We start from the raw sequence: 24859 nt of genomic DNA on the forward strand, positions 1-24859 counted from the left end.
GATCGCCACCGTCGTCCTCGGCGTCGTCACCGCCCTGCGCGCGACCCCTCCCCACGAGGACGACTGACCCGACCGGACGCCCGGCGGGTCGCGTGCACAGGCCCGCCGCGCCCGATCAGCCCCATCCGCCCGATCAGCCCTGCCGTCGGATCCGGTTCTCGACGTTCGACCGGATCGCCCGCGACAGCGTGCCGGCCGCCGTCGCGAGGAACACGAAGTTGTACCCGATCTGCAGGACCACCACGAGCCGCGCCGCCTGCCCCGACGGCGTGATGTCGCCGTACCCGACCGTCGCCATCGTCACGACCGTGAAGTACAGCGCGTCCAGCCGGGTCTCCAGCCCGTTGAACTCCGCCTTGCGCGCGCCCAGCACGTAGTACGTCGCCGCGTAGATCGTCATCGTCAGGCAGATCAGGAAGATCAGCCAGACCACCGGGCGCTGCGCCGTCCCGCGCATCACACCGACGATCTTGGCCACCAGCGTCCCCGTCAGCCCGGCCAGCGCCCCCACGAAGACCCCCCAGCTCACCACCGGCCGGCGGTCGCCGAACCACTCCAGCGGCAGCGTGAAGTACCCGACCATCAGCAGCGTGAACGAGCCCAGCAGCCAGTACCAGGCCCGTACGTCGGCAGGTGGCGGCGGGTTCTCGGACATCCCGTTCAGCCTCCCCCGGCCGCCCCCTGGACGCCCGCCCGCGTGCTCCGTCCGGGCTCGTCCAGCAGCTCCAGCACCGCGAGCGCGCCCACCAGCCCGAGCGCCAGGCAGAGCGTCACCAGCGCCGTCGGACGGTCCCACAGCACGAAGGCCAGTGCCGCCCCCGCGACCGCCGCCCAGCCCAGCCACGCCTTCCAGCGGTGCACGAAGCGCCCGACCGGCCCGAGCCGCAGTCCGGCCCGCTCGGCCACCCGCCGCACCGCGCCCAGTCCGGCCCGCCACATCCCGCGCACTGTCCCGGCCCGGCGCCCGGAGCCGCTGATCCAGGCGCCCAGCGCCACCAGCAGCCCGAGCGCGACCACCACCCGGACGGCGGAGCGCAGGTAGCGCACGAGGGTGTCGTAGACGGCGTGCGCGGCGGCCTGGTCCACGCCGGCCGGGAGCGCGTCCAGGTAGACGGCCCGGAAGACGCTCAGCCCGATGCCCAGCAGCAGGGCCCCGGCGGCCATGCCGAGCGCCGCCGTGACCACCGCCCGGCGGCGCCGGACGGCCAGCAGCACTCCGCCGGTCGCGCAGGCCACGGCCAGGACCGGCACCCAGAAGCCGGCCACGTCGAGCAGCCGCAGGCCGGTGCGGACCTTCGGGACGGCGTCGGACTGCACCAGCGTGTACGAGGTGTGGATCTCCGGGATCTTCGAGGCGATGGACAGCCCGTTGTCGACGAGCGCCGTCTTCACCCGGGCGATCAGCGGGGCGAGGTCGAGCACCACGGTGTTGCCCTTGAGCTCGACGGCGCCGCCGCCCTGCCCGGTCAGCATCCGGCCGATCGCGGCGTGCGCCTCCCGGTTGGCGTCCGTCCAGACGGTGGCGAAGGCGTCGCTGTCCACGACGCGCTGGACCTGGGTGTGGACGAAGCCGGCGATCCCGTCGCCGAGGGCCTGGCCGATGCTGCCCAGCAGCGCGCCGAGTACGGGCCGGTCGTCCGGCGCGACGTCGTCGAGCAGCGAGTCGACGGGGAGCTGCTTCACGATCTCGTCGGTCACCCGGTCCGTCACGGCGGCCCGGATCGCGGGGTCCCGGGCGAGCGGGGCCATCGTGGCCACGTAGCGGTCGGTGTCGGAGACCTCGGACTTCGCCCACACGGCGACGGCGCCGAGCGGCGTCAGCAGGCAGGCCAGCAGGACCAGCAGGACGGCGAACGCGGACCGCACCCGGTGGCGCGGCGGGCGGGCCCGCAACTCCTCGGCGAGCCGTGCCTCGTGGGCCTCGACGGCGCTCAGCCGGGCCCGCAGGTCGGCCAGTTCGTCGGGTGGTTCGCCGGGCGGTTCGTCAGGGGAGGCGCCCGGCCCGTCGGTCGGCATGCCGCGACTCCGTTCGTCCGGTCGGTGCCTCCCAGGAGACAACGGATCACGGTGACCGGCCAGTCGGGGGCGTCCGGGAACGACGGAGGCCCCCGGCGCCGTCGCGGTGACGGTGCCGGGGGCCTCCGGAAGGTCCGACGGGACTCAGGCGGTCGTCTCGGGCCGCGGGGTCTCGGTCGCCTTGGTGACGTTCGTCGGGGTGACGGCCGGGCGGTCGGCCGGCTGCTGGGCGGTGCTCTGCGCGGTGCCCGCGGCCTCGGCCGGGGTGTCGTCCTCGCGCATCGCCTTCGTCTCCGCCTTCAGGATGCGCATCGACTTGCCGAGGCCACGGGCCATCTCCGGCAGCTTCTTCGATCCGAACAGCAGGACTACGACCGCCAGCACCACCAAGATGTGCCAGGGCTCAAGACCGTTCCGCAGCATCCCTGGCCACCGGTCCCTTCTTGTCTAGAGTCACGGGAGGGCAAAGTACCCGTCCGGCCAGTATGCCTGGCCCCGGTGCGGAACGGATACACCGGCCGGGAAACGCTGGCCGAAAAGCGGGTGCCGCTCAAGCGGACCGCGAGTGCCGTGGTCCCGGCCGGTGCGTCCCGGCCGGGGTGTCGAACGTCACAGCCGAAGGTCGCGGTCGCGGGCCATGGTCGGAGGTCGCAGGGGCGGGGCTCAGCAGCGGGGCTCAGTAGACGAAGGGGACGAGCCGCTTCGACTCCCGCCGGTACTGCGCGTACGCGGGGCCGAGGGCGGCCACCAGCAGGCGCTCCTCGGCGGCGATCCGCCAGCCGTAGGCGGCCAGCAGCAGCGCGAACACGACCACGGTGGCCGGCCAGCTGCCCAGGCCGAGCGCGTAGCCCGTCCACACCAGCAGGCTGCCGCAGTAGCCGGGGTGGCGGATCAGCCGGTAGGGGCCGGTGCGGACGACCTCCTGGGTGTCGACGGTGCGCAGGGTGCGGGTGTAGAAGCGGCCCAGGGTGCGCATGCCCCAGGCCCGCAGGGCCAGCCCGGCGGCGATCAGGGCGACGCCGAACCAGCGCGCCCACACGGGCAGTTCGCCGACCGACGCGCGGCCGAGGAGGACGATCACCAGGACGCAGGCGGCGTAGCAGGCGAGCAGCAGCCGGGTCGAGCCGCGGTCGCGGTCGTCCGCGCGCCAGGTGCCGGCGGCGGAGTCGTCGCGGCGGCGCAGCAGCAGCTCGTACCCGGCCCAGGCGAGGACACCGAGGACGGAGAGCAGGCTCGGCAGGGACATGGTGGGGCTCCTGACGCTCGTGGACCAGGGCACGGGCCTCGCAACGGGGGCCGCGTACCCACCACGGTCCTCTTGCCCGCCCGGCCCCGCACGGACCCGGGGGTGGACGCGCGGGCTTCCACCCCCGGGTGGAGCGTCAGTCCGTCCGCCGGGCCAGCAGGTAGCCGCGCCGGGTCGGGGCCTCCTCGGGCAGGCCCTCGCGCTCCAGCCGGGCCTCGACGGCGAACCCGGCGGCGGTGAGGTGCGCGACGACGGCGTCCGTCTGCAGGAAGTGGAAGTCCACGTCGACCTGGTGCCCCCACCACTCGTCCAGCCGCCGCACCTCGGTGCCCAGGTGGAACGAGACCAGCAGGAAGCCGCCGGGCCGCAGCACCCGCCGCATCTCGGCGAACGCGGGCGCCAGCTCGCCGGGTTCGAGGTGGATCACCGAGTAGAGCGCCACCGCCGCCGCGAACTCGCCGTCCCGGGCGGGCAGGTCGAGCAGGTCGCCGGTGCGGAACTCGGCCTTCGGGTGCTCGCGGCGGGCCAGCTCCACCATGCGGGGGGAGAGGTCGATCCCGACGACCTCGGCGCCGTGCCCGGCGAGCCACCCCGCCACGTGCCCCGGCCCGCACCCGAGGTCCGCGACGACCCCGCCGGCGGCCTCCGCCACGACCACCCAGAGCAGGGCCCGGTCGACCGGCTTGTGCGCCAGCTCGTCCCCGATCCGTTCGAGGTACTCCTCCGCCACCGTGTCGTAACTCCCGCGCACGCGCGTGTGATCAGCAACCATGGCCCCACCTTGGCACCCGGGACGGCGCTCGCGGGGCGCTTTTCCGCAACCAGGGGAACGGCTGACGACCCCCGCCCCGGCCCGGCTCGAACACGGCTGGTCCCCTCCACAACGGGCCGGCGCTTAGGGGTATGGGCACCGGCCGACGCGGGGCAGTGGTCAGCCTAATCGGTTCCCTGGAACGGCGAAGAGCCCCCGCCCGGGTGGGCAGGGGCTCCTGATGACGCGCGTTGGCACCGGCCGGTGGGGGGCTCAGGCGTTGACGGCTTCGGAGGCGGTCTCCGGGGCGGCGGCCGGGGCGGCGGCCGGGAGGTGGCGCATCAGGCGGTAGGCCAGGGCGGCGGCGCCGAGGGTGAAGACCAGGCCGACGACGGCCGCCACGTGCAGCCCGTCCGTGAAGGCGACCCGGGCGGTGTCCAGCAGGTCGGTGCCGAGCCGGCCCGGGAGGTGCGCGGCCACGGTGACCGCGCCGCCGAGGGTGTCCTGGGCCGCGCGGGCGGCCTCGCCGTCCACGCCCGCCGGGAGGGCGCCGTCCAGCTGGTGGCGGTAGACCGCGGCGCCCGCCGCGCCGAGCAGCGCGATGCCCAGCGAGCTGCCGAGCTCGACGGCGGTCTCGGAGGTGGCCGAGGCGGCGCCGGCCCGCTCGGCGGGGGCCGCGGAGACGACCATCTCGGCGGTCATCGTCATGGTGCCGACGGTGCCGGCGGCCAGCACGCCCGCCGCGGTGAGGATGAGGGCGAGCGGCGAGTCCGCGCCGACCTGCGTCATCATCGCGAAGCCCGCCGAGCCGATCACGAACCCGCCGCTCATCAGCACCGCCGGGCGGACCTTCCCGGCGAGCGCCGAGCCGAGGCCGACCGCCGCGCCGACGCCGACGCTCGGCACCAGCGACCAGAGCGAGGCGGTGAACGGGCTCATGCCCTTGACGAGCTGCAGGTACTGCGAGGTGAAGAGGGCGAAGCCCATCATCGCGAACATCGCGACGGTGTTGACGCTGATCGCCCCGCTGAAGGTGCGGATCCTGAACAGGCCGAGGTCGAGCAGCGGCTCGGCGGCGGTGCGCTGGCGCCACACGAACGCGGCGGCGAGCAGCAGTCCGGCCGGGACGGCGAGCGCGGGCAGCGGGCTCCAGCCGTCCACCGCGAGGGTCTTCACGCCGTAGACGAGCGGCAGGATCGCGGCCGTCGAGAGCGCGGCGCCGGGCAGGTCGAAGCGGCCGGTGCGGGCGGTGGCGCGGTACTCGGGGAGCAGCGCGGGGGCGGCGACCAGCACGAGGGCCATCACCGGGACGGCGAGCAGGAACGCGGAGCCCCACCAGAAGTGGTCGAGCAGCAGGCCGCCGGCGACCGGGCCGAGGGTGGCGCCGGCGGTGAGGACGCCGCCCCAGGCGCCGAGCGCGGCCTGCCGCTGCTTGGGGTCGTGGAACATGTTGCGGATCAGCGCGAGCGTCGAGGGCATCACGGTCGCCCCGGCCGTGCCGAGCAGGGCCCGGGCGGCGATCAGCTGCCACGCGCTGTCGGCCCAGGCGGCCAGCAGCGAGGCACCGATGAACCCGGCGGCGCCGGTCATCAGCAGCCGGCGGCGGCCGATCCGGTCGCCGAGCGCGCCCATCGTGATGAGCAGGCCGGCCAGCAGGAACGAGTACATGTCCATGATCCACAGCTGCTGGGTGCCGCTGGGGGCGAGCGTCGTGGAGATGTAGGGGACGGCGAAGAAGAGGACGCCCATGTCCATGGCGAGGACGAGGGTCGGCAGCAGGAGGACGGCCAGGCCGAGCCATTCGCGACGGCCTGCGCGGCCGGTGGTTGCGGTCATGGGAAGTACCGTACGAGCGTTTCAGACACTTGTCTAGTACGAATGTGTAAATCGATCGTGCGAGACGAAAGTGTCAGACGACAGTGCAAGACAGCTGTGCAGTCCTTCCGTAGGATCGGGGCCATGGGAAACCGCGAAGACCTCATGGCGGGCGCCAAGCGCTGCCTGTACGAGAAGGGCTACGGGCGCACCACCGCCCGGGACGTCGCCACCGCCTCGGGCGTCAGCCTGGCCGCCATCGGCTACCACTTCGGCTCGAAGGACGCGCTGCTCAACGCGGCGATGATCGAGGCGATCGGCGAGATGGGCATGGCCCTGGGCGCCGTGGTCAACGCCGCGAACGAGGCCACGGGCGACCCCGAGGAGCGCTTCGTCGCGGTGTGGGAGGGCCTCAAGGCCGTCTTCGAGGAGCACCGCGGCCTCTGGGCGTCCCAGTTCGAGGCGCTCGCGCAGGCCGGGCACGCGCCCGAGCTGGCGCAGGCGCTCTCGGAGGCGCAGAAGGAGGGCCGGCTCGGCCTGGCCGCACTGTTCCAGGGGCTGCCCGAGGTGCCGGAGACCGCGGACGAACTCGCCCGCGGCGCCTTCTACCAGGCCCTCCTGGCCGGATCCGTCGCCCAGTGGCTGGCCGCGCCCGAACTCGCCCCGTCCGGGCGGGACTTCCTGCGCGGGCTGCGGCTGGTCGCGGCGAGCGTGCCGGAGTCCGCCGCGCACTGACCGCGTGCCCACTGACCGCGTACTGACCGCGCGGTGGCCGTCAGGTCGTGACGACCGTCAGCAGCACCACCGAGTCCACGTGCGCCAGCAGCCCGTGCCGCTCCTGCGGAACGGGCGCCAACTGGCCCGCCGACAGCTCCTGGTGCTGCCCGGCCACCGTCAGCGCGACCCGGCCGCGCAGCACCTGCACGCTGCCGGCCGTCGGCGGGGTGTGCTCGTCCAGCGCGGTGCCGCCGGCCAGGGCGATCACGGTCTGCCGCAGCACCCCGTCGTGCAGCACGAGGTGGGCGCTGCGCCCGTGCGGGCTCTCGGCGGCCTTCGCGGCGTGCTCCACGGCGAGCTGTTCGAGATCGGGCATCGCGGCGTCCTCCTGCCTGTCAGCCCAGGTTGGCGGACGCGGCGGGCTCGCGCACCCGGAGCCGCTCGGCGTGCGGGCCCGTGCACCCGGAGCCGCTCGGCGTGCGGGCCCCGCGCGGTGCCCGCATCGTGGAGGCATGGCGACCAACGAGAGTTACCTCAGCGGGTTCCGGGTCAACCGCTCGCTGCTGACCGGCGGCGCGATGCTCACGGGCATCGGCGCGGCGCTCGGCGCGGCCGGGGTGGCAATGGTGTGCGTGGCGCTGGCCACCGCGGGCCGCGACTGGGTGCGCAGCCGGGAGACCCCGCCCACCGCCCTGGCCCAACGGGCGATGCACGAGGCCCGGGTGGCCTCCGCCGCCGGATGGCAGGCCTGGCGCACCGAGCACGGCTCGCCGAACTGACGTTCACCCGTCCGGCGCAGCCGCCGCACCGGCGCCGGACGGGGTACGGCGGGCCGCCATGGGGGTGCGGCCCGCCGCAGTCGTGGATCCGCCGCCGGCCTACAGGCCGAGCGACTTGGCGATGATGCTGCGCATGACCTCGCTGGTGCCGCCGTAGATCCGGAAGACCCGGTTGTCGGTGTAGAGCCGGGCGATCGGGTACTCCAGGATGTAGCCGTAACCGCCGTGCAGCTGGAGGCACTTGTCGATGACGGTGGACGCCGACTCGGTGCAGAACAGCTTCGCGGCGGCCGCGTCGGCGACGGTCAGCTCGCCCTGCTGGTAGAGCTCCAGCGCGCGGTCCACCATCGACTGCTGCGCCACCACCTGGGCCTCGCAGTCCGCCAGGGTGAACTTGGTGTTCTGGAACTCGGCGACGGCCTTGCCGAACACCTTGCGGTCCTTGACGTACTGCACCGCGAACCGCACCGCCGCCGCGGCCGCCGCGTAGGCGCCGACCGCGATCGCGAGCCGCTCCTGCACGAGGTTGTGGGTCAGGTAGGCGAAGGCCCTGCCCTCCTCGCCGAGCAGGTTCTCCACCGGCACCTTGACGTCGCTGAACGCCAGCTCGGCGGTGTCCGACGTGCGCAGGCCGATCTTCTGCAGCTTGCGGCCGACGGTGTAGCCCTCGGAGTCCGTGTCCACGCAGAGGATGGAGAGCCCGGCCCGGCGGTTCTCCGGGTCGTACGGGGAGGTGCGGCAGATGACCAGGACGAGGTCGGCCAGCACGCCGCCGGTGATGAAGGTCTTGGCGCCGTTGAGGACGTAGTGGGTGCCGTCCTCGGACAGGCGCGCGTGGGTGGTGATGCCCGCGAGGTCGGAGCCGGCGCCGGGCTCGGTCATCGCGATCGCCGTCATGATGTCGCCCGAGACGAAGCCGGGCAGCCACCGCTGCTTCTGCTCCTCGGTGGCGTACTCCAGCAGGTACGGCAGCACGAGCCCGGTGTGCACCCCGGACGAGCCGAAGCTGACGCCCGCGCGGGCGACCTCCTCGGCGACCACCGCCTGGTACTTGAAACCGCTCTCGCCGGCGCCGCCGTACTCCTCCGGCACCTCGATGCCGTAGACGCCGAGCGCGCCGAGCTGCCGGTAGAAGTCGCGCGGGGGGTGGCCGTCGGCCTCCCAGCTCTCGTAGACCGGGACGACCTCGTTGGCGATGAAGTCCCGGATGGTCTCCCGGAAGGCCTCGTGGTCCTCGGTGAACACGGTGCGGCGCACGCGGGCGCTCCCTTCGGTGGTGCCGGTCGCGGCTGAAGGTGCAGCTGAAGGTGCCAGGTGTTGGCTGGTGATGGCCTCACAAGTTAATCCCGGGTAGCTTCGGCTGTCCAGGGTCGGCGCGGCGCCGGACGCCCGGTGGCCGTTGGGCGAGGGCCATGACAAGTGAATCCTTGCTAGCCTTCCCTCGGCGTTCCGGCCGGGCGCCGTGGCGACCGGGCAGGCAGCGGCGGGACTGCGGGAGGGGCGGCAGCATGGTGGTCCGACGGCCCCCGGGGCGGCGCGCCCAGATCCTCGCGGTGGCGGCCGACCGCTTCCACCGCAGCGGCTACCACCAGGTCTCGATGACCGAGGTCGCCGCCGGAGTCGGCATCACCGCGCCCGCCCTCTACCGGCACTTCCGCGGCAAGCCCGAACTCCTCGACCGCGCCGTCCGGCTCGGCCTGGACGCGCTCGCCGACGGGCTGCGCGCCGCCGGCTCCACCGCCGATCTGGGCGCCGCACTGGCCGTCGTCGCCGTCGGGCACCGGCCGCTCGGCACCCTCGTGCAGCGCGACGCCCGGCTGCTGCCGCCGGCCCGGCGGGCGGCCCTGCGCCGCGAGCTGCGGGCGGACGTGGCCGCCATGAGCGCCGTCCTGCGCGCCGAGCACCCGGAACTGCCGGAGCCGGACGTCGAGTTGCTCTGCTGGTCGGCGCTCTCGGCCTGCGCCGGGCTCTCCTACCAGTCGGCGGCGCCGCAGCCCCGGCGGGCCGAGGCGGTGCTGCGCGAGGTGGTCGCGGCCGTCCTCGCGGTGACCTTCGACGGCGCCGGTTCCGGGAGCGGGGACGGCGCCGCGCCCGCCGCCGTCCCCGGGCGGCAGCCCCGGCGGGAGGAACTGCTCGCGGCGGCCGTCCGGCTGTTCCACGAGCGCGGCTTCGACAACGTCAGCACCGACCAGCTCGGCGCCGCCGTCGGCATCTCGGGCCCCAGCGTCTACCGGCACTTCGACAGCAAGGCGCAGCTGCTCGCCGCCTCGCTGGTCCGCAGCCGCGAGCGCCTGTGGCACGAGGTGGAGGGCGCGATCTCGGCCGCGGCCGGGCCGGAGGAGGCGCTGGCGGCCGGCCTGGCGGCGTACGTCGGCTTCGCGCGGCGCAACGGCGACTACCTGGGCGCGATGCTCAGCGAGACGGAACGGCTGGCCCCGCCCGACCGCCGGGTCGCGGTGGACTTCCGCCGGGACTTCCTGCGGACCTGGGTCGGCCTGCTGCGCCGGGTGCGGCCGGAGTACGACGCGGCCGAGGCCAGGATCCGCGTCCACGCGCTGTTCGCCCTGGTCAACGACGGGGTCCGGAACCGCCCGCACAGCGCCCGCCCGGACCTCGGCGACTGCCTCCTGCGGCTGGCCCGGGCCGTCCTCGGCGTGTCCTGAGCGCCGCGTCCTGAAGGGGGCGAGGAAAGGGGCCGGGCCGGCCGCCCGCCCCGCGCTGGTGGGGCGGGCAGCCGGCCCGTGTGGGGCAAGGCTGCGTCGAGGGCAGTGGACGCGGCCTAGTAGAGGACGTGCGGGTAGTACACGCGGGTGTCCAGGTTGCCGTTGCCCTGCAGGGCGCCGATGTTGCCGCCGTTGCCGGTCGCGGCGAGGCCGTTGTTCTGGTTGCTCGCACCCGAACCGGTGGCCGTCTGCTGGGTGCTGACCACGTTCCCGTGGACGTTGCCGATGATGTTGTTCGAGCCGGTGTTGCTCACGACGCTGCTGTTGGAGTGCTGGTCCGCGCCGGCGGCGTTGTCGGCGTGTGCGGTGGCGGCACCGACGCCGACGAGGAGGAAGGCACCGAGGGCGGTGACGGCGGCGGCTGCACGAATACGGGACACGCTGGTCTCCCTGAGCTGGACTTGCGAAATGTGGCGCGATCCGGAGTGGCCGCTCCGTGGCGCCGTTGCCTGACGTCGCGTGATCAGCATTCACCAGGGGAGCGGGCGAACTCCACCAAATGGGTGGCAATTCCCCCGATGGTGTCATCGTGCGGGCATTTCCGGTGGGTCGGCGGGCCCGTACATCTCCGGTCAAGTATTCCTGCGCGGTGGAGAGTTGGTGGAGGGGTCGAATGGTGTCGACAACACCCGCCGGTCAACACGGAGTTGACCAGGCACCGTCAGAGAGAAAGAAATGGTCGCCGGATAGTCGCACTGGCACACTGGGTTCCCATGTCTGAAGGTCTCCCGCCCGACCACGCCCCGGCCGAGGATCTGCGTACGACCGAGGTCGACCTCGGCGGCCTGGTGAACGTCCTCGCCACGCACCTCTACTCCACCCCGCTGGTCGCCCTGCGCGAACTCGTGCAGAACGCCCACGACTCGCACACCCGCCGCCTCCTGGAGGACCCGGACGGCGCCCACCGCCGGCTGATCCGGGTGCGCGGCGACGCCGTCCGCCGCACGGTCGCCGTCGAGGACACCGGAGCCGGCCTCACCGAGCCGGAGATCCACGCCTACCTCGCCACCGTCGGCACCGGCTACACCCGGATGCTGCGCGAACTCACCGGCGACCAGGACCTGATCGGCGCCTTCGGCCTCGGCTTCCTGTCCGCCTTCTCGGTGGCCGACGAGGTCGTCGTCACCACCACCTCCCACCGCGAACCCGGCCTCGGCCACCGCTACCGCAGCCGCGGCGGCCAGCAGTACCTCGTCGAACCGGTGCCCGCCCGGCCGCAGCCCGGCACGGTCGTCGAGCTGACGCTCAAGGCCGAACACGCCCACCTCGCCGACGAGGACGCCCTGCGCGAGGTGCTCTCCCGGTACTGCGTGCTGCTGCCGATCCCGGTCCTCGTCGGCGACGACGAGGAGCCCGTCAACGCCGTCGACGTGCCCTGGCGCCGCCCCTCCGCCGGGGATCCGCACGAGGCCCGGATGCGCTTCGCCGCCGCCTTCGGCCGCCGCTTCGAGCCGCTCACCGCCTTCCCGGTCGAGCCGGTCGACGGCGGCACCGACGCGATCGGCCTCCTGTGGGTCCAGGACGGCGGCACCTACGGCAGCAGCGACAACCGCGACCTCGCCGTCTACCTGCGCGGCATGCTGCTCGCCGACGACGCCCGCGACCTCCTGCCCGGCTGGGCCGGGTTCATCGGCGGCGTCGTCGAGTCCAGCCGCCTCACCCCCACCGCCAGCCGCGAGGACCTCCAGCGCGACGAGCACTACCGCGCGCTCCAGCGGACCCTCACCGACGCCATCGTCGACGGCCTGTACGAGACCGCCCGGCTGCGGCCCGCCGCCTGGCGCCGCATCCTCACCCGGCACGGCCAGGACCTCCTCGGCGCCGCGCTCTGCGACGACCGGCTGTTCACGCTGCTCGCCGACGACGTCCCGGTGCCCACCTCCCAGGGCGACCTGACCGCGGGCGCCCTGCGCGCCGCCGGAGGGGGCGCGGTGCACGTCGCGCTCGGCAGCGGCGGGGGCTTCGAGGAGATGCTCTACCGGGCGATGCGGGTGCCGATCGCCCGCGGCGAGCGGTACGCCGTCCTGCCGTTCCTGCGCCGCTACGCCCAGCTGCGCGGCTGCCGGCTGGTCGAGCTCGGCAGCGAGCAGGGCGACCGCTCGCTGTTCCGCGACCCGGAGCGCCCGCTGCCCGCCGAGGAGGCGGCCTGGCTGGCCGGCGCGCTCGCCGACCCGGGCGAGCAGCTGGTCCCGGCCCGCTTCGACCCGCCCGGCCTGCCGCTGGTCCTGGTGCCGGACCGCGAGGCCGAGCTGAAGGCCCGGATCGAGGACGACCGGGCCGACGCCCGCATCCCGTCCGCCGCGCTGCGGCTCGCCCGGGCCTTCACCGCCCGCACCGACGGCGAGGTCCGGGCCCGGCTCTACCTCAACCTGTCCTGCCCGGCCGTGCGGGACCTGCTCGACGCGTACCGCTGCGGGCACACCGGCAGCGCCACTGCGGCCGCGCTGCTCCGCTCGCTCAAGGTGATCATGGCGGCGGCCGGGCCCACCGGCTCCTCCGGCGGTGACCTCACCGCCGCGCTCGCCGGCGTCGGCACCGCCGTCTCCGCCCTGACCGCCGCCGTCCCGGCCGGCCCGGCGGACATACCGGACAGCCCCGGAGAGCTGTCCGGCGACGCGTGACGGACCGGCCGGCCGACCGACCGCCGACCGGCCGGGTGTCAGTGGCGCCCGGCAGACTCTTCATCAGCACGACGCAGGGGGACGAGGCATGACGACCGACATCTGGGCCTGGGTGCACGAGACCCACCGGCAGCTGGCCGACGCGGGCCAGCACCGCCTGGCCGAGGCCATCTACGCGCTGCCCGGCCACGCCAACGAGGGCCGCAACGACGAGCTCGACGCCGTTTTCCCGGAGGCGCTGGCCGCCGCCCGGGCGCTCGGCCTGCCCTGGGTCGAGGTCTACCTGCGGCACTGGCGGATGCAGAACCTGCTGAACAAGCGCCACCACGGCGAGCGGGCCCTGCCCGAGGTGGTCGACCTGCTGGAGTTCGCCCACCGCGAGGAGACGGCCGGCTGCCCGCAGTCCGTCTGCGTGGTGCAGGACTTCGCGATCTGCCACGCCCGGGTGGACGGACCGGGCTACGCCTCCGAGCGGCTCGCCGTGCTCGGCGAGACGCTGGAGCGGATCGAGCCCGCCCGCTCGTGCTTCGACTGCCTCTCGCGCGAGTACTCCGACGCGCTGGAGGACGACGGCCGCGGCGAGGAGGCCCTGGCCCACCTCGACGCCGCCGGCGCCCGGATGCTGGCGGCCGGCCAGCGGCTCTCGCTGGAGTACCACCACTCCCGGGCCGGCACCCTGCTCCGGCTCGGCCGGTGCGAGGAGGTCCTCGGCCTGCTCGACACCGCCGAGCGCGCCGAGCGCACCGCCGGGCGCTCCCTGGGCGAGAACGACCGGCTCTGGGGCGCCCTGCTGCGGGCCCGCGCGCTCGCCACGCTCGGCCGCACCGACGAGGCGCTCGCGCTGCTGCCCGCCCGCGACGACGCCGAGCGCCACGCCGACCTGCGCGAGCACTGGACCAGGACGGTCGAGCTGCTGGCCGCCGCCGGCGCCTGGGAGAACGACGCCGAACTCGGGGCCGTCCTGGCCGGCTGGGTCGGCCACCTCGACGGCACCGGCGCCCACCGCCCGTGCGTCGACCTGCTCCTGGCGGCGGGTCGGCTCGCCGTCGCCCGCGGCGCCCGGACGGTGGCTCGCACGCTCGCCGCGACGGGCGAGCGCAAGCTCACCGATCTGCGCCGCACCGACGGCGTGGCCGCGCAGGTGGCCGGGCTGCGGGCCGCCGCCGAGGCGCTGCCGGAGCCCGAGCTGCCCGTCCCGCCGGGGGAGCTGACGGCACACCTCGCCGAGGCGGGCGTGCCCCACGAGACCGGCGCCGACCTGCTCTCCGTCGCCCTGGACCGGTACCGGGGTGAGCAGGCCGGGGCCACCGCCCTCGCGGCCGAACTGGCCGCCGTGCTCGGCCGGCTCGGCCACGCCCGGGCCGCCGCCGACCTGTTGTGGGAGCGGCTGGACGCCGACCCGGCCGACGCCGTCCTGCCCGGCCTGCTCGGCGCCGTACTGATCGACGCCGGGGACGGCGAGGGCGTGCGCCGCCTCGCCGACCGGCTGGCCGCGACCAGCCCGGCCGACGGGCACTGGGTGCGCGCCCGCTGGGCCGCCGCCGAGGCCCGCTGGGCCGAGGTGGTCGAGCACTGCGCGGCGATCCTGGCCGAGCACCCGGACCGGATCAACACCCGCCGCCTCGCCGCCGGCGCCGCCACCGAACTGGGCGACCACGCGACCGCGCAGCGGCTGTACGAGGAGCTCCTGGAGCACGCGCTGCCCGTCGAGGGCACTCCCGAGGAGGAGCTGCACCGCACGGTCCAGCAGCCCGACCTCTGGCACCTGATCACCGCGGCCACCGCCAACCGGGACTGGGCCGCCGTCCGCTCCACCGGCGCACTGCTCGGCATCGACTTCGACGAGCCCGAGGGCCCGGTGGAGGAGGAGTGGCAGCTGGTCACCGTCCGCACCACCCGGACCAACGGCTCCACCGCCGACCTCCCCGCCCTGCGCACCGGCCCGGCCACCGCCCGGGTCCTCCCGGTCCTCGGCGACGACCTGACGCTCAACCACGGCGACGTCGTCGTCTTCGCCCCGGCCCTGCTGGAGCCCCCGCCGGGGGACGAGGCCCCCGAGGCGGAGCGGGTGCGGTGGCGGCCGGCGTTCGAGATGCTGACGCTGCTCGACCCGGCCGGGTACACGACCTACTGGATCGACGGCGGCTGGCCCGGCGACGAGGCCTGGCACGCCCTGCGGGACGGCCTGGGCGAGGCCGGCTACGCGGTGTGGGCGTACAGCGGGGAGCAGTACAGCATCACCGACCCGGCCGAGGAGGACGGCATGCTGCCCGGCGTCTACGCGGCCCTCGGCGTGCCGCCGACGGCCTCCGCCGCCGAGGCCGACGCCCTGCTCCACCGCCTCACCGCCGCCTGGCCCCACCCCCTGGCCTGGCCCGCCCTGGCCGAGGCGGCGGGCGCCGACGTGGCCCACCACGAGGACATCGTCGAACGCTACGGCCTCTGACCGGCCTCCGAAGCCCCGGGGAACCTTCTCCACCCGGATCGAGTCTTGGTAATTGCTTTACCATTCCATTGCCAAGACTCGATCCCCAGGAGAGCCCCCGTGACCAGCATCGCCCTCGGCCCGTCCTGGCTCGATCCGACCAGCCTGATCTCCGCCTTCGGCCTCATCGGCATCCTCGTCATCGTCTTCGCCGAGTCCGGCCTGCTGATCGGCTTCTTCCTGCCGGGCGACTCCCTGCTGTTCACCACCGGTCTGCTGGTGGCCGGCGGCACCTACCTGCACCAGCCGCTCTGGCTGGTCTGCGCCCTGATCGTGGCCGCCGCCGTCGCGGGGGACCAGGTCGGCTACCTGTTCGGCCGCAAGGTGGGGCCGGGCCTGTTCCGCCGCCCCGACTCCCGGCTGTTCAAGCAGGAGAACGTCGAGAAGGCCGCCGCCTTCTTCGACCGGCACGGCCCCAAGGCGATCGTGCTGGCCCGCTTCGTGCCCATCGTCCGCACCTTCACCCCGATCGTGGCCGGGGTGAGCAGGATGAACTACCGCACGTTCGTGGTCTTCAACGTGGTCGGCGGCGTGCTCTGGGGCGCCGGTGTCACCGTCCTCGGGTACTTCCTCGGCCGGATCCCCTTCGTCCGGGACAACATCGAGGCGATCCTGGTCGGGATCGTGCTGCTCTCGGTGATCCCGGTGGCGGTCGAACTGCTCCGGGCCCGCCGTTCCGGAGCGTCCGCCGGCACCGGCCACCGCGCCGGGTAGGAGCCTGCCGCGCAGGTCACCCGACGCGACGTACATGTGCGTCCAGCTGTTCGATCAGGCAAGGTGTAACCGGAGATCGATCGGTGGCCCGGTGCCACCAGGGGTGGCGAGGAGCGGAAGTGCCGAAGCGGGGCCGACCGGGCGGGGGCAAGCGGGCGAGGGGAGGCCGGGCGGCCCGCCAGGCGCGGCGCACGCCGCCGGTGCAGCCGGTCCACCCCTCCGACGCGCCGCCCACCGAGGGCCTGCTCGGCCACCCGGCCCCGGTCGTCGAGCCGACCACCGTCGTGCCGCTCGTCCCGCCCGTCCCCGAGACCAGGGGCCTGCTGACCCCGGAGCCCGTGGCTCCGCAGCCGCAGCTCTCGCCGTCGCTGGCCCTGCCCTCGCGGTCGTCCGCCGCCCGGCAGGAGGACGCGACCCCGGACGCCGGGTCGACCGCCTCGACCGCCTCGGCTACCTCGACCACCTCGACGTCCTCGACCGCCTCGACCGCCTCCGCCCCGGCCGAAGCGCGCCCGCGCCGCCGCTCGGTCGCCGAGGACACCCTCACGCCCGAGGAGTGGCGGGCCGCCGGCTACACCCCGCCCACCGGCATCCCCGTCCCGGACCTGACCCCCGGCGCGCCCGGCGAGGCGCCCTGGCCGGACCGGATGCGCACGCTCCTGCGCACCCCGATGTCCGAGCGCCCCGCCTTCGAGCGGACGGCCCGTGAGCTGCACCCCTCGGCGGCCCGGAACGTCCCCCGCATCCTCGACCTGACGCTGCGCATCGGCGAGCTGCTGCTGGCGAGCGGCGAGGCCGCCGAGGACGTCGAGGCGGCGATGCTCGGCATCGCGCACGCCTACCGGCTGGACCACTGCGAGCCGCAGGTGACCTTCACCCTGATCGGCATCTCGCACCAGCCCTCGCTGGTCGAGCCGCCGATCACCGCGGACCGCGTGGTGCGCCGCCGCACCTCCGACTACACCCGGCTGAACGCGGTGTACGAGCTGGTCGCGGACATCACGGCGGAGCAGGTCACGGTCAACGACGCCTACCGCCGGCTCGCCGAGATCCGGCGCAACCGGCACCCGTACCCGGCCTGGCTGCTCGCCCTGACCACCGGTCTGCTGGCCGGCGCGGCGACGTTCCTGGTCGGCGGACGGGTCGACGACAAGGGGTGGCTGGTCTTCGCGAGCGCGTTCATCGCGGCCGTGCTCGGCGACCGGCTGGCCTCCGGGCTGGCCCGGCGCCGGCTGCCGGAGTTCTACCAGTTCGTCGCCGCGGCGATGCCGGCCGCCGCCTCCGGGATCATCCTGTCCTTCAACGACTGGGGCCTGCGCGGCTCGGTCGTGATCACCGGCGGCCTGTTCGCGCTGCTGCCCGGGCGGGCGCTGGTCGCCGCCGTCCAGGACGGCCTGACCGGCTTCTACATCACCGCCGCCGCCCGCCTCCTCGAAGTGATCTACCTGGTCGCGGGCATCGTGATCGGCGTGATGCTGATCCTCTACCTGGGCGTCGGCTTCGAGGCTCGGCTGCGGCCGGACGAGAGCCTGGTGGGGATCAGCTACCCGCCGGTCCAGATGGTGGCGGCGCTCGTGCTGACCCTCGCGTTCGCGATGCTGCTGCAGACCGACCGCCGCACCCTCGCCCTCGTGACGGTGAACAGCGGCATCGGCTGGGCGAGCTACGGCGTGCTGGTCTACAACGGCGGCGTCTCCCCGATAGTGGCCACCGGCGTCGCGGCCGGTCTGGTGGGCCTCTTCGGCCAGCTGATGGCGCGTTACCGCAGCGGCTCGGCGCTGCCGTACGTGACGGCGGCGATCGGCCCGCTGATGCCGGGCTCGGCGCTCTACCTCGGGATGCTGGCCTTCGCCCAGGGGCACTCCAGCGCCGGGCTGGTGTCGATCACCCGGGCCGCCGCGATCGCGATGGCGCTGGCCATCGGGGTCAACCTCGGTGGCGAGATCGCCCGGCTGTTCATGAAGCTGCCCGTCGGCGCCGAGCGTCCCTCGCTGTACCCGGTCGTGCCCCGCCGGGCCGCCAAGCGCACCCGGGGCTTCTGACCGGCCGTTGGACGGGGTGTTGGGCCGGAGCCGGGCTCCGGGCCACGTCACGGCGGGCAGGACGCAGGACCAGGAACGAAGGTAAGACCCATGACGACACTGCTGGACAGCTACCGCGAGCACATCGTCGCCGCGCACAAACAACCGCTGTTCCTGCTGCTGGTCGGGTTCATCACCTCCTTCGTGTTCATCCGGTTCAGCGTGCGGATGATCCGCGCCCAGGTCAGGTGGTGGCCCGGCAACGTCACGCCCGGCGGCCTGCACATCCACCACATGGTGTTCGGCCTGGGCTTCCTGCTGGTCGGGGGGATCGGGGTGTTCGCCACCTACGGCGGCCACCCGTGGATCGACGTGTTCGGGCTGCTCTTCGGCATCGGCTGCGGTCTGGTGCTGGACGAGTTCGCGCTGATCCTGCACCTGGACGACGTGTACTGGGGGGAGCAGGGCCGCAAGTCGGTGGACGCGGTGATCTTCGGGATCCTGTTCACCGCCCTGCTGCTGGTCGGCTACGTGCCGCTCGGCGTGGTGCCCGGTCAGGAGACCAGGTGGGGGCTGATCACGGTGATCTCGGTCAACGCCCTGGCCTCGGTGATCACGCTGATCAAGGGCAAGCTGTGGACCGGCCTGCTCGGCATCATGGTCCCCGGCCTCTCCTGGATCGGCGCGATCCGGCTGGCCCGGCCGAGCAGCCCGTGGGCCCGCTGGCGGTACGCCACGCGCCCCCGCCGCAGGGCGCGGGCGCTCCGGCGCGAGCGACTCCTCCACCGGCGCGCGGACCGGGCCCGCACCTGGCTCTTCGACCTGATCGCCGGCGCGCCGGACAAGGTCCCCGCCAACCACCCCGCCGCCCACCGGGTGGCCGAGCGGATGGCCGCCCGGGCCACCGCCCACCTGGACGCCCACGCCGCCCGGGCGCTGGCCCGGCGGTCGGCGCGGCTCGCCGACCGCCGCTCGGCCGCCGCCCACGCCGGGGGCACCGGCGCCGCCGGGTCCGCCGCGGGCGCGCACGAGGGCCAGGCGTACGGCGCGTCGGGCGGCGGGGACGGGCGGGGCCGCGGCGCGCAGCAGCGCCGCCGGACGGTCCGGGCCGGGCGCAGCCGGACGTACGCGGTGCGGCCGACCGGGCTGGAGCCCCGGCCCGAGCGCCACTCCTACCTGCGGACGCACACCCGCCGGATCCGCCGCTAGTCCGCGGCTGGAGTCGGTCGCCGATCGGATCATCCGATGCTCACCCGGCCGGCGGTGCGTATTCCGTGTGTGAACGACGGCGGACTTGAGAACATGAGCAGTGAGTGACCGCTTCGTCACGCCCTGGACACATCGTCGGGCCGTCCGCCCGGCCGCCTCCCGATCCTGCGCCGCCCGTCCGTCCGGCGGCGCGCCCGGCAGACGGTGCGTCCGACCGCGTGACCCGTCCGACCGCGACGCGTCCGACCCGGGACCCGTCCGGTCCGTGCGAAAGGGACGTCCCGTGGTGCGCAGGCTCCTGCCGACCCTCCTGCTCTCCCTCACCGCCGTGCTCGGGCTGCTGCCGGCTGCCCACGCCGCCCGGGCCGAGCCGGAGCCGTACCCCTCCGCCGAGGACGTCGACCGGGCCAGGGCCGAGGCCGACCGCACGGCCGCCTCGGCCGGGGCCATCGAGGCCGGGCTGGCCGCCGCCAGGGTCGAGCTCGACCGGGCCGGACGCGGCGCCGAGCAGGCCGTGGAGGCCTACAACGGCGCCCAGCTCGCGCTCACCCGGGCCCGCACCGAGGAGACCGCCGCCACGCAGCGGGCGGCCGCCGCCGAGACGGAGCGGGTCGCCGCCGTCGAGGACGCCGCCCAGCTCGCCGCCGAAACGTACCGGCAGGGCGCCGGCGCCGAACTGGCCGCGCTCAACGCCCTGCTCGGCGCGCGCGGCCCCCGCGAGCTCGGCGACCGCGCCACCGCGATCGGCGTCGCCAGCGAGCGCACCCGGCAGATCCTCGACGCCGCCACCGCCACGGCCGCCGCCGCGGGCCGCGCCTCCGACGCGGCCCGGACCGCCACCGAGGCCGCCGGGCGCGCCGCCGCCGAGGTCGGCGCCGCGCGCGGCCGGGCGGAGGAACGGCTGGCGGCGCAGCAGGGCGAGGTCCTCGCGATCGGCCGCCGCCGCGAGCAGCTGCTCGCCGACCTCGCCGCCGCCCGGCACACCACCGTCGAACTGGAACGTCAGCGGCACGAGGCCCTGGAGGCGATCGCCGTCCGCGAGGCCGAGGCCGCCGCCCGGGCCGCGGCCGAGAGGGCGGCGGCCGAACAGGCCGCGGCGGAGGCGGCGGCCGCCGCGGCTGCGGCCCAGGCGACCCCGGCGGCACCGCCCGCCCGGCCGTGGTCCGCCGAGGGCGCGGCGGCCGCCGTCGCCTTCGCCCGCTCCAAGATCGGCCTGCCGTACATCTGGGGCGGCGAGGGCCCGGCCGGCTACGACTGCTCGGGGCTGACGATGATGGCCTGGCGCGAGGGCGGCCGGGAGCTCAACCACTTCGCCGCCGACCAGTACGCCCAGAGCACCCCCGTCCGCTACCGCGACCTGCGCCCCGGCGACCTCGTCTTCTGGACCGACACCGGCCGGGCCGCCGACATCCACCACGTCGGGCTCTACATCGGGGACGACCAGATGATCGAGGCCCCGCGCGTCGGCATGCCGGTCAAGCAGGCCAGCCTCTGGATCATGGGCACCCCCGACTTCTACGCCCGCCCGTAGGGGCTCAGGGAGCGGCAGGCCCAGGAGGGAGCCGCCGACCGGCCGGTTCCGGCGGTCTTGTCGGTGGCCGCCGCTAGCGTGGGGTTCCGATCGTCGGCGAGGAGGCGTTGGTGCGGCTGCGGGATGTCGAAGAGGGCGATGCCGGGACGTACGTGCGGATGCGGTGCGACCCCGTGATGATGGCCGAGCTGGGCGGGCCGCTGCCGGAGGAGGCGGTGGCCGAGCGGCTGCGCAAGGACGTGCGGTTGGTCGCCGAGGACCGGTCGTGGGTCAAGGCGATCGTCGTGCCGGACGGCGCCGGGGAGGTCATGGCCGGCGGGATCGCGCTCTGGTCGCACGAGGAGGACGGCGCCGCCCTCTCCGAGGTCGGCTGGATGGTGCTGCCCGAGTTCCAGGGCCGCGGGCTCGCCAAGGCGGCCGTCCGGGAGCTGCTGGACGCGGCGGCGCGGGACGGCCGCTGGGGCGAGGTGCACGCGTTCCCGGCCGTGACCAACGGGCCGTCCAACGGCATCTGCCGGGCGCTCGGGTTCCGGCTGCTCGGCGAGCGCGACGTCGACTTCGCGGACCGCGTGCTGCACTGCCGGCACTGGGCGGTGCGGCCGGGGGAGCACACCCGGTGAGCACGGCGGTGAGCACGGCGGGTCGTGTACGGATCGGGCACGAATAAATGAGATGCCGTCCATCCGGGCCCGGTCGTACCGTGGCCCCATGGGCAACACGACCGACGAAGGGGCCGTCGAGACGGTCAACGGGATTGAGATCCGCGCGATTTCCGAGGACGAGGTCGCCGCGTGGGACCGCGCGCTCGCCCTCGGCTTCCTGCGCTCGCACGTGGAGAGCGCCGCCGACTTCCGCCGCCTGCAGTGGCAGCCGGGGCGGGTGCTCGGCGGCTTCGACGAGGGCCGCTGCGTCGCCACCTTCCGCAGCTTCGACGTCGAGCTGACGGTCCCGGGCGGCGCGACCGTCCCGGCCGACGCCGTCACCGCCGTCACGGTCAGTGCCACCCACCGCCGGCGCGGCCTGCTCAGCGCCATGATGCGGCGGGACTTGACCGCCGCGCGCGGGCGCGGTTGCGCGGTCGCCGTGCTGATCGCCGCCGAGTACAACATCTACGGCCGCTACGGCTTCGGCCCGGCCACCCGGGGCCACGGCTGGAACGTCGACCTCAACCGCACCCGCGGCCTGCGCGAGGGCCTGCCCACCGTCCCGGGCGGGCGGATCGACTTCGCCACCATGGAGGAGATCCGCAAGACCGGGCCCGAGCTCCACGACCGCTGGCGGCTCACCCAGCCCGGCGCGCTCGCCCGCGACGAGCTGTGGTGGAAGCGCAACACCGGCGAGATCAAGGTGCCGGGCTTCGAGTTCAAGGAGCCGTTCGTCGCCGTCCACCGGGCGCCCGACGGCACCGTCACCGGTGCGGTGGCCTACCGGGTCGACGACACCTGGGACGGCAGCTACCCGAACTGCACGCTCACCGTGGTCGACTTCCTCGCCCTCGACCGGGCGACGGCGGCCGAGCTGTGGCGGTTCGTGCTCGCCGTCGACTGGGTGCGCAAGGTCGTCGTCGAGAACATCGGCCCGGACGACCCGCTGCCGCTGCTCCTCCAGGACCCGCGCGCCGCCACCCCGTACGTGGAGAACGCCGACTTCACCTGGCTGCGGGTGCTGGACGTCGAGGCGGCCTTCAACGCCCGCACGTACGGCGCGCCCGGGCGCGTGGTGCTGGAGGTCGAGGACCGGCTCGGCTTCGCGGCCGGCCGCTGGGCGATCGAGGTCGCCGCCGACGGCACCGGACGCTGCACGCCGACCGACGACGCGGCCGATCTCGCCCTCGGCGCCTCCGAGTTGGGCGCGCTCTACCTGGGCGGCGAGACGCTCCCGCGGCTGGCCGCGGCCGGTCTCGTCACCGAGCTGCGCCCGGGCGCGGCCGCCGCGGCCGACCTGCTGCTGCGCACCCCGCTGCTGGCCTGGAACCCGGACAGCTTCTGAGCCCGGGCGATCCGGGACCCGGCCCACCTGCGAGTGGGCCGGGTCCCGGCATTCCCAGGCGCCGTGTGCGGCGCCCTACTTGATGGCGGTCTTCCCGATGGTGGGCAGGATGAAGTCCTGGATGAGGCCCTTGGCATCGCGGACGATCGGCCGGAACACCCGGTAGCGCGAGAGGTTGATCACCCGGGCCGCCATGGGGGTGGAGCGGCGGACGAACTCCCGGGTCCGCTCGGTCTCTTCGGTCCGGTCGAAGACCCAGTAGAGGACCACGACCATGAGGTGCAGCCAGAGCACGTCGGGCAGCAGCTCGACCAGCTCGGCGTCCAGCTTCGGTGCCAGGTCCGAGCCCTGCAGCACGTCGCGGAACAGTGCGACGGCGGTCGCCCGGGCCGGGTGCGACTCGTTGGAGAACGGGCTCAGCGAGCTGGTCGGGTCGGCGGCCGTCCGGAAGAACTGCGCGGCGAACTCGTGGTACGGCGCGGCCGTGTCGAGCCAGGAGACCAGCGCGATCTCCAGGCGCTCGGCGAAGTCACGCGTATGGGCCATGCGGTTCCGGGCGTCGGCCGCATGGTCGTAGGTCATCCGGTCGTAGAACCCTTGAATCAGGAATTCCTTGGCCGCGAAGTAGTAATAAGCGTTTCCGACCGAGACTCCCGCCTCGGTGGCGATGGCCCGCATGGTGGTCTTCTCGTAGCCGCGCTCCTGGAAGAGGCGCATCGCGGTCTCCAGGATCAGCGCCCTGGTGGCCTCGCTCTTGTCCGTCTTCGGCTGGGCGCGGCTGCCCCGCGACTCGGCGGTTGGTGCGGCGGCCGCCGCGGGGGCCGCCGCCGTCTCCTCCGTGCCGTCGGGGACTCCCGCTCCGGTCGTCCCGTCCGGTTCGTTGCTCGCTTCCAGGTCTGCCACGCCACGAGCCTAGCCGGAGACCAGGTTCCACCCGGTGTCGGTGCACGCGGCACCGGATGCCCCCTCCGCATCCGGTGCCGCCGCTCCGCCCCCGCTCATTTCGAACGCGTTCAAAAGCATGCTCGAACTGTAGCGGGCTGGATTGAACATGTTCAACTCCGCGGGTGTGGGAGGCTCGTCACATGATCGGTTCCGAGCAGACCACCATCCGGCGCGGTGGGGCGGACGACGCCGGCGCCGTCGCGGACCTCCACGCGCTCAGCTGGCGCACGGCGTACCGGGGGATCGTCCCCGCCGAGGCGCTCGGGGACGGGCTGGCCGCCCAGCGCCGCGAGCTGTGGGAACTGCGGCTGACCGTCGACTACGGCGGCCCGGACAACACGCCCGAGCTGCTGATCGCCGAACGGGCCGGTGAGGTCGTCGGGTTCGCCTACCTCGTGCCGCAGCCGGACGGCCGGGTGCTCCTGGACAACCTGCACGTCCGGCCCGGCAGCACCGGCGGCGGCATCGGCCGCGCCCTGCTGGCCGAGGCACGCGCACACGTCGCCGCACGGCACCCGGGGGCCGCGCTGTACCTGGAGGTGCTGCGGGACAACACCCGCGCGGTCGCCTTCTACGAGCGCGAGGGCGGCCGGCGGACGGCCGAGCAGGAGGGCGTGTTCCCGGGCGGCCACGTGCTGCCCGAGTACGAGTACACCTGGCCGGTCGAAGCGCACCGCGTGGACGGCTCCGAGACCGCTCAGTAGTCGTACACCGTCACCGGCACCCCCCGCTCCACGAGCCGGGCCCGCACCAGCGGCTCGACCCGCTCCCAGCGCCCGCCCGCCAGCCCGCAGCCGATCCTCGGCATGTGGACGGAGGCGCCCAGTCCGGCCGCCCGCTCGCCCAGGGCGGCCAGTGCGGTGTCGATGGCCTCGTACCGCACCGGCACCCCGGTGGAGCGCCCGGTCCGGATGCCGCGCTGGCCGACCATGTTGGCCACCCAGACGTACGGCTCGACCTGCACCAACTGGAGCGCGCCCAGCCCGAAGTCGTTCTTCGCGCGCTCCCGGTGCCAGCGCCGGAACGCGGCCTCGGGCTCCGGCCAGCGTTTCGACAGGGCGAGGACGAACCCCTTCCCCCAGCCGCCGAGGTCGTTGCAGACGTGTGCGATCACCTTGACGCCCTTGGCCTGGGGCGCCGTGGCGTCGCCGCGGACGTACGTGATGGTCGACATGTCCGAACGCTAGGGCGTGTCTGTCGGCTCAGGCCAGGTGCCGCGACGCCAGGGCACGCGCCTCGCCGCGTTGTCGTCGGTCGCCGATGCTCCGCATGGACTCCCTCCTCCGCCTTGCGATGC

Annotated in this window: 23 protein-coding genes; 12 read left to right on the forward strand and 11 right to left on the reverse strand. The window is 74.5% G+C overall.

The window, feature by feature from the left end; all coding sequences use genetic code 11:
- Positions 1–133: 133 nt before the first annotated feature.
- The 6 genes from ACFXDE_RS23330 to ACFXDE_RS23355 form a co-directional block, all read right to left on the reverse strand.
- On the reverse strand, positions 134–655 hold the full coding sequence (locus ACFXDE_RS23330; protein ID WP_380496725.1) for a potassium channel family protein: 522 nt from the start codon (positions 653–655) through the stop codon (positions 134–136).
- 5 nt (positions 656–660) lie between these two features.
- Entirely contained in the window at positions 661–2016 is a 1356-nt protein-coding gene (locus tag ACFXDE_RS23335; RefSeq protein WP_380496726.1) for a hypothetical protein, read from the reverse strand.
- Positions 2017–2160: 144 nt separating this feature from the next.
- On the reverse strand, positions 2161–2439 hold the full coding sequence (gene tatA / locus ACFXDE_RS23340) for a Sec-independent protein translocase subunit TatA (RefSeq protein WP_380435714.1): 279 nt from the start codon (positions 2437–2439) through the stop codon (positions 2161–2163).
- Positions 2440–2692: 253 nt separating this feature from the next.
- Positions 2693–3262, reverse strand: coding sequence for a methyltransferase family protein (locus tag ACFXDE_RS23345; RefSeq protein WP_380496728.1), 570 nt, complete (start codon positions 3260–3262; stop codon positions 2693–2695).
- Between the two features lie 136 nt (positions 3263–3398).
- Positions 3399–4034: a class I SAM-dependent methyltransferase gene (locus tag ACFXDE_RS23350; RefSeq protein ID WP_380435718.1), complete on the reverse strand. Its 636-nt coding sequence runs from the start codon at positions 4032–4034 to the stop codon at positions 3399–3401.
- 252 nt (positions 4035–4286) lie between these two features.
- Positions 4287–5849 (reverse strand): MFS transporter, encoded by a 1563-nt coding sequence (locus ACFXDE_RS23355; protein ID WP_380496729.1) that lies wholly within the window; start codon positions 5847–5849, stop codon positions 4287–4289.
- A gap of 123 nt (positions 5850–5972) precedes the next feature.
- Between ACFXDE_RS23355 and ACFXDE_RS23360 the strand changes: the two genes are divergently transcribed.
- On the forward strand, positions 5973–6563 hold the full coding sequence (locus ACFXDE_RS23360) for a TetR/AcrR family transcriptional regulator (RefSeq protein ID WP_380496731.1): 591 nt from the start codon (positions 5973–5975) through the stop codon (positions 6561–6563).
- A 40-nt stretch (positions 6564–6603) separates the two neighbouring features.
- Here the strand turns inward: ACFXDE_RS23360 and ACFXDE_RS23365 are convergent, their stop codons facing one another.
- Positions 6604–6921 (reverse strand): cupin, encoded by a 318-nt coding sequence (locus ACFXDE_RS23365; protein WP_380435724.1) that lies wholly within the window; start codon positions 6919–6921, stop codon positions 6604–6606.
- A gap of 136 nt (positions 6922–7057) precedes the next feature.
- Here ACFXDE_RS23365 and ACFXDE_RS23370 point away from each other — a divergent pair, with 136 nt between their 5' ends.
- Entirely contained in the window at positions 7058–7324 is a 267-nt protein-coding gene (locus ACFXDE_RS23370; protein ID WP_380435726.1) for a hypothetical protein, read from the forward strand.
- A 99-nt stretch (positions 7325–7423) separates the two neighbouring features.
- Here ACFXDE_RS23370 and ACFXDE_RS23375 read toward each other — a convergent pair whose 3' ends face one another.
- The gene (locus ACFXDE_RS23375; RefSeq protein ID WP_380496732.1) at positions 7424–8581 is read right to left on the reverse strand and encodes an acyl-CoA dehydrogenase family protein; all 1158 of its coding nucleotides are present in this window, start codon (positions 8579–8581) and stop codon (positions 7424–7426) included.
- Positions 8582–8832: 251 nt separating this feature from the next.
- Here ACFXDE_RS23375 and ACFXDE_RS23380 point away from each other — a divergent pair, with 251 nt between their 5' ends.
- Entirely contained in the window at positions 8833–9987 is a 1155-nt protein-coding gene (locus ACFXDE_RS23380) for a TetR/AcrR family transcriptional regulator (RefSeq protein ID WP_380496733.1), read from the forward strand.
- Positions 9988–10103: 116 nt separating this feature from the next.
- Here the strand turns inward: ACFXDE_RS23380 and ACFXDE_RS23385 are convergent, their stop codons facing one another.
- Positions 10104–10427, reverse strand: a complete 324-nt coding sequence (locus ACFXDE_RS23385) for a hypothetical protein (RefSeq protein ID WP_380435732.1) — start codon at positions 10425–10427, stop codon at positions 10104–10106.
- A 333-nt stretch (positions 10428–10760) separates the two neighbouring features.
- Between ACFXDE_RS23385 and ACFXDE_RS23390 the strand changes: the two genes are divergently transcribed.
- From ACFXDE_RS23390 to ACFXDE_RS23425, 8 genes are all read left to right on the forward strand, one after another.
- Entirely contained in the window at positions 10761–12668 is a 1908-nt protein-coding gene (locus ACFXDE_RS23390; protein WP_380496734.1) for an ATP-binding protein, read from the forward strand.
- Between the two features lie 88 nt (positions 12669–12756).
- A complete protein-coding gene (locus tag ACFXDE_RS23395) occupies positions 12757–15114 on the forward strand; it encodes a hypothetical protein (RefSeq protein WP_380435736.1) in 2358 nt (785 codons plus the stop codon).
- A 99-nt stretch (positions 15115–15213) separates the two neighbouring features.
- Complete coding sequence (locus tag ACFXDE_RS23400) at positions 15214–15867, forward strand: DedA family protein (RefSeq protein ID WP_380435738.1); 654 nt, start codon at positions 15214–15216, stop codon at positions 15865–15867.
- Between the two features lie 119 nt (positions 15868–15986).
- On the forward strand, positions 15987–17909 hold the full coding sequence (locus ACFXDE_RS23405; RefSeq protein ID WP_380496735.1) for a threonine/serine exporter ThrE family protein: 1923 nt from the start codon (positions 15987–15989) through the stop codon (positions 17907–17909).
- A gap of 90 nt (positions 17910–17999) precedes the next feature.
- On the forward strand, positions 18000–19097 hold the full coding sequence (locus ACFXDE_RS23410; protein ID WP_380435742.1) for a hypothetical protein: 1098 nt from the start codon (positions 18000–18002) through the stop codon (positions 19095–19097).
- A gap of 283 nt (positions 19098–19380) precedes the next feature.
- Positions 19381–20628 (forward strand): C40 family peptidase, encoded by a 1248-nt coding sequence (locus ACFXDE_RS23415; protein ID WP_380496736.1) that lies wholly within the window; start codon positions 19381–19383, stop codon positions 20626–20628.
- A 110-nt stretch (positions 20629–20738) separates the two neighbouring features.
- Entirely contained in the window at positions 20739–21248 is a 510-nt protein-coding gene (locus ACFXDE_RS23420; protein ID WP_380496737.1) for a GNAT family N-acetyltransferase, read from the forward strand.
- A gap of 88 nt (positions 21249–21336) precedes the next feature.
- Entirely contained in the window at positions 21337–22617 is a 1281-nt protein-coding gene (locus ACFXDE_RS23425; protein ID WP_380496738.1) for a GNAT family N-acetyltransferase, read from the forward strand.
- Positions 22618–22692: 75 nt separating this feature from the next.
- Here ACFXDE_RS23425 and ACFXDE_RS23430 read toward each other — a convergent pair whose 3' ends face one another.
- Positions 22693–23520, reverse strand: coding sequence for a TetR family transcriptional regulator (locus tag ACFXDE_RS23430; protein ID WP_380496739.1), 828 nt, complete (start codon positions 23518–23520; stop codon positions 22693–22695).
- 182 nt (positions 23521–23702) lie between these two features.
- On the opposite strand from ACFXDE_RS23430, the gene ACFXDE_RS23435 reads away from it, so the two are divergent.
- Positions 23703–24266: a GNAT family N-acetyltransferase gene (locus ACFXDE_RS23435; protein ID WP_380496740.1), complete on the forward strand. Its 564-nt coding sequence runs from the start codon at positions 23703–23705 to the stop codon at positions 24264–24266.
- Here the strand turns inward: ACFXDE_RS23435 and ACFXDE_RS23440 are convergent.
- Positions 24260–24736 carry a macro domain-containing protein gene (locus tag ACFXDE_RS23440; protein ID WP_380496741.1) on the reverse strand — a complete coding sequence of 159 codons (477 nt, stop codon included), beginning with the start codon at positions 24734–24736 and terminating at the stop codon, positions 24260–24262. The two genes, ACFXDE_RS23435 and ACFXDE_RS23440, sit on opposite strands and share 7 nt — an antisense overlap.
- Positions 24737–24859 lie beyond the last annotated feature (123 nt).

The organism is Kitasatospora sp. NPDC059408 (assembly GCF_042751525.1).
GTDB lineage: Bacteria > Actinomycetota > Actinomycetes > Streptomycetales > Streptomycetaceae > Kitasatospora.

Bases quoted from the DNA above. Each gene is read 5' to 3' on its own strand.
- ACFXDE_RS23350 (WP_380435718.1), bottom strand. From the start codon at position 4,034: ATGGTTGCTGATCACACGCGCGTGCGCGGGAGTTACGACACGGTGGCG.
- ACFXDE_RS23365 (WP_380435724.1), bottom strand. From the start codon at position 6,921: ATGCCCGATCTCGAACAGCTCGCCGTGGAGCACGCCGCGAAGGCCGCC.
- ACFXDE_RS23330 (WP_380496725.1), bottom strand. From the start codon at position 655: ATGTCCGAGAACCCGCCGCCACCTGCCGACGTACGGGCCTGGTACTGG.
- ACFXDE_RS23345 (WP_380496728.1), bottom strand. From the start codon at position 3,262: ATGTCCCTGCCGAGCCTGCTCTCCGTCCTCGGTGTCCTCGCCTGGGCC.
- ACFXDE_RS23435 (WP_380496740.1), top strand. From the start codon at position 23,703: ATGATCGGTTCCGAGCAGACCACCATCCGGCGCGGTGGGGCGGACGAC.
- tatA (WP_380435714.1), bottom strand. From the start codon at position 2,439: ATGCTGCGGAACGGTCTTGAGCCCTGGCACATCTTGGTGGTGCTGGCG.
- ACFXDE_RS23440 (WP_380496741.1), bottom strand. From the start codon at position 24,736: ATGTCGACCATCACGTACGTCCGCGGCGACGCCACGGCGCCCCAGGCC.
- ACFXDE_RS23335 (WP_380496726.1), bottom strand. From the start codon at position 2,016: ATGCCGACCGACGGGCCGGGCGCCTCCCCTGACGAACCGCCCGGCGAA.
- ACFXDE_RS23410 (WP_380435742.1), top strand. From the start codon at position 18,000: ATGACGACACTGCTGGACAGCTACCGCGAGCACATCGTCGCCGCGCAC.
- ACFXDE_RS23425 (WP_380496738.1), top strand. From the start codon at position 21,337: ATGGGCAACACGACCGACGAAGGGGCCGTCGAGACGGTCAACGGGATT.
- ACFXDE_RS23370 (WP_380435726.1), top strand. From the start codon at position 7,058: ATGGCGACCAACGAGAGTTACCTCAGCGGGTTCCGGGTCAACCGCTCG.
- ACFXDE_RS23395 (WP_380435736.1), top strand. From the start codon at position 12,757: ATGACGACCGACATCTGGGCCTGGGTGCACGAGACCCACCGGCAGCTG.
- ACFXDE_RS23390 (WP_380496734.1), top strand. From the start codon at position 10,761: ATGTCTGAAGGTCTCCCGCCCGACCACGCCCCGGCCGAGGATCTGCGT.
- ACFXDE_RS23355 (WP_380496729.1), bottom strand. From the start codon at position 5,849: ATGACCGCAACCACCGGCCGCGCAGGCCGTCGCGAATGGCTCGGCCTG.
- ACFXDE_RS23380 (WP_380496733.1), top strand. From the start codon at position 8,833: ATGGTGGTCCGACGGCCCCCGGGGCGGCGCGCCCAGATCCTCGCGGTG.
- ACFXDE_RS23360 (WP_380496731.1), top strand. From the start codon at position 5,973: ATGGGAAACCGCGAAGACCTCATGGCGGGCGCCAAGCGCTGCCTGTAC.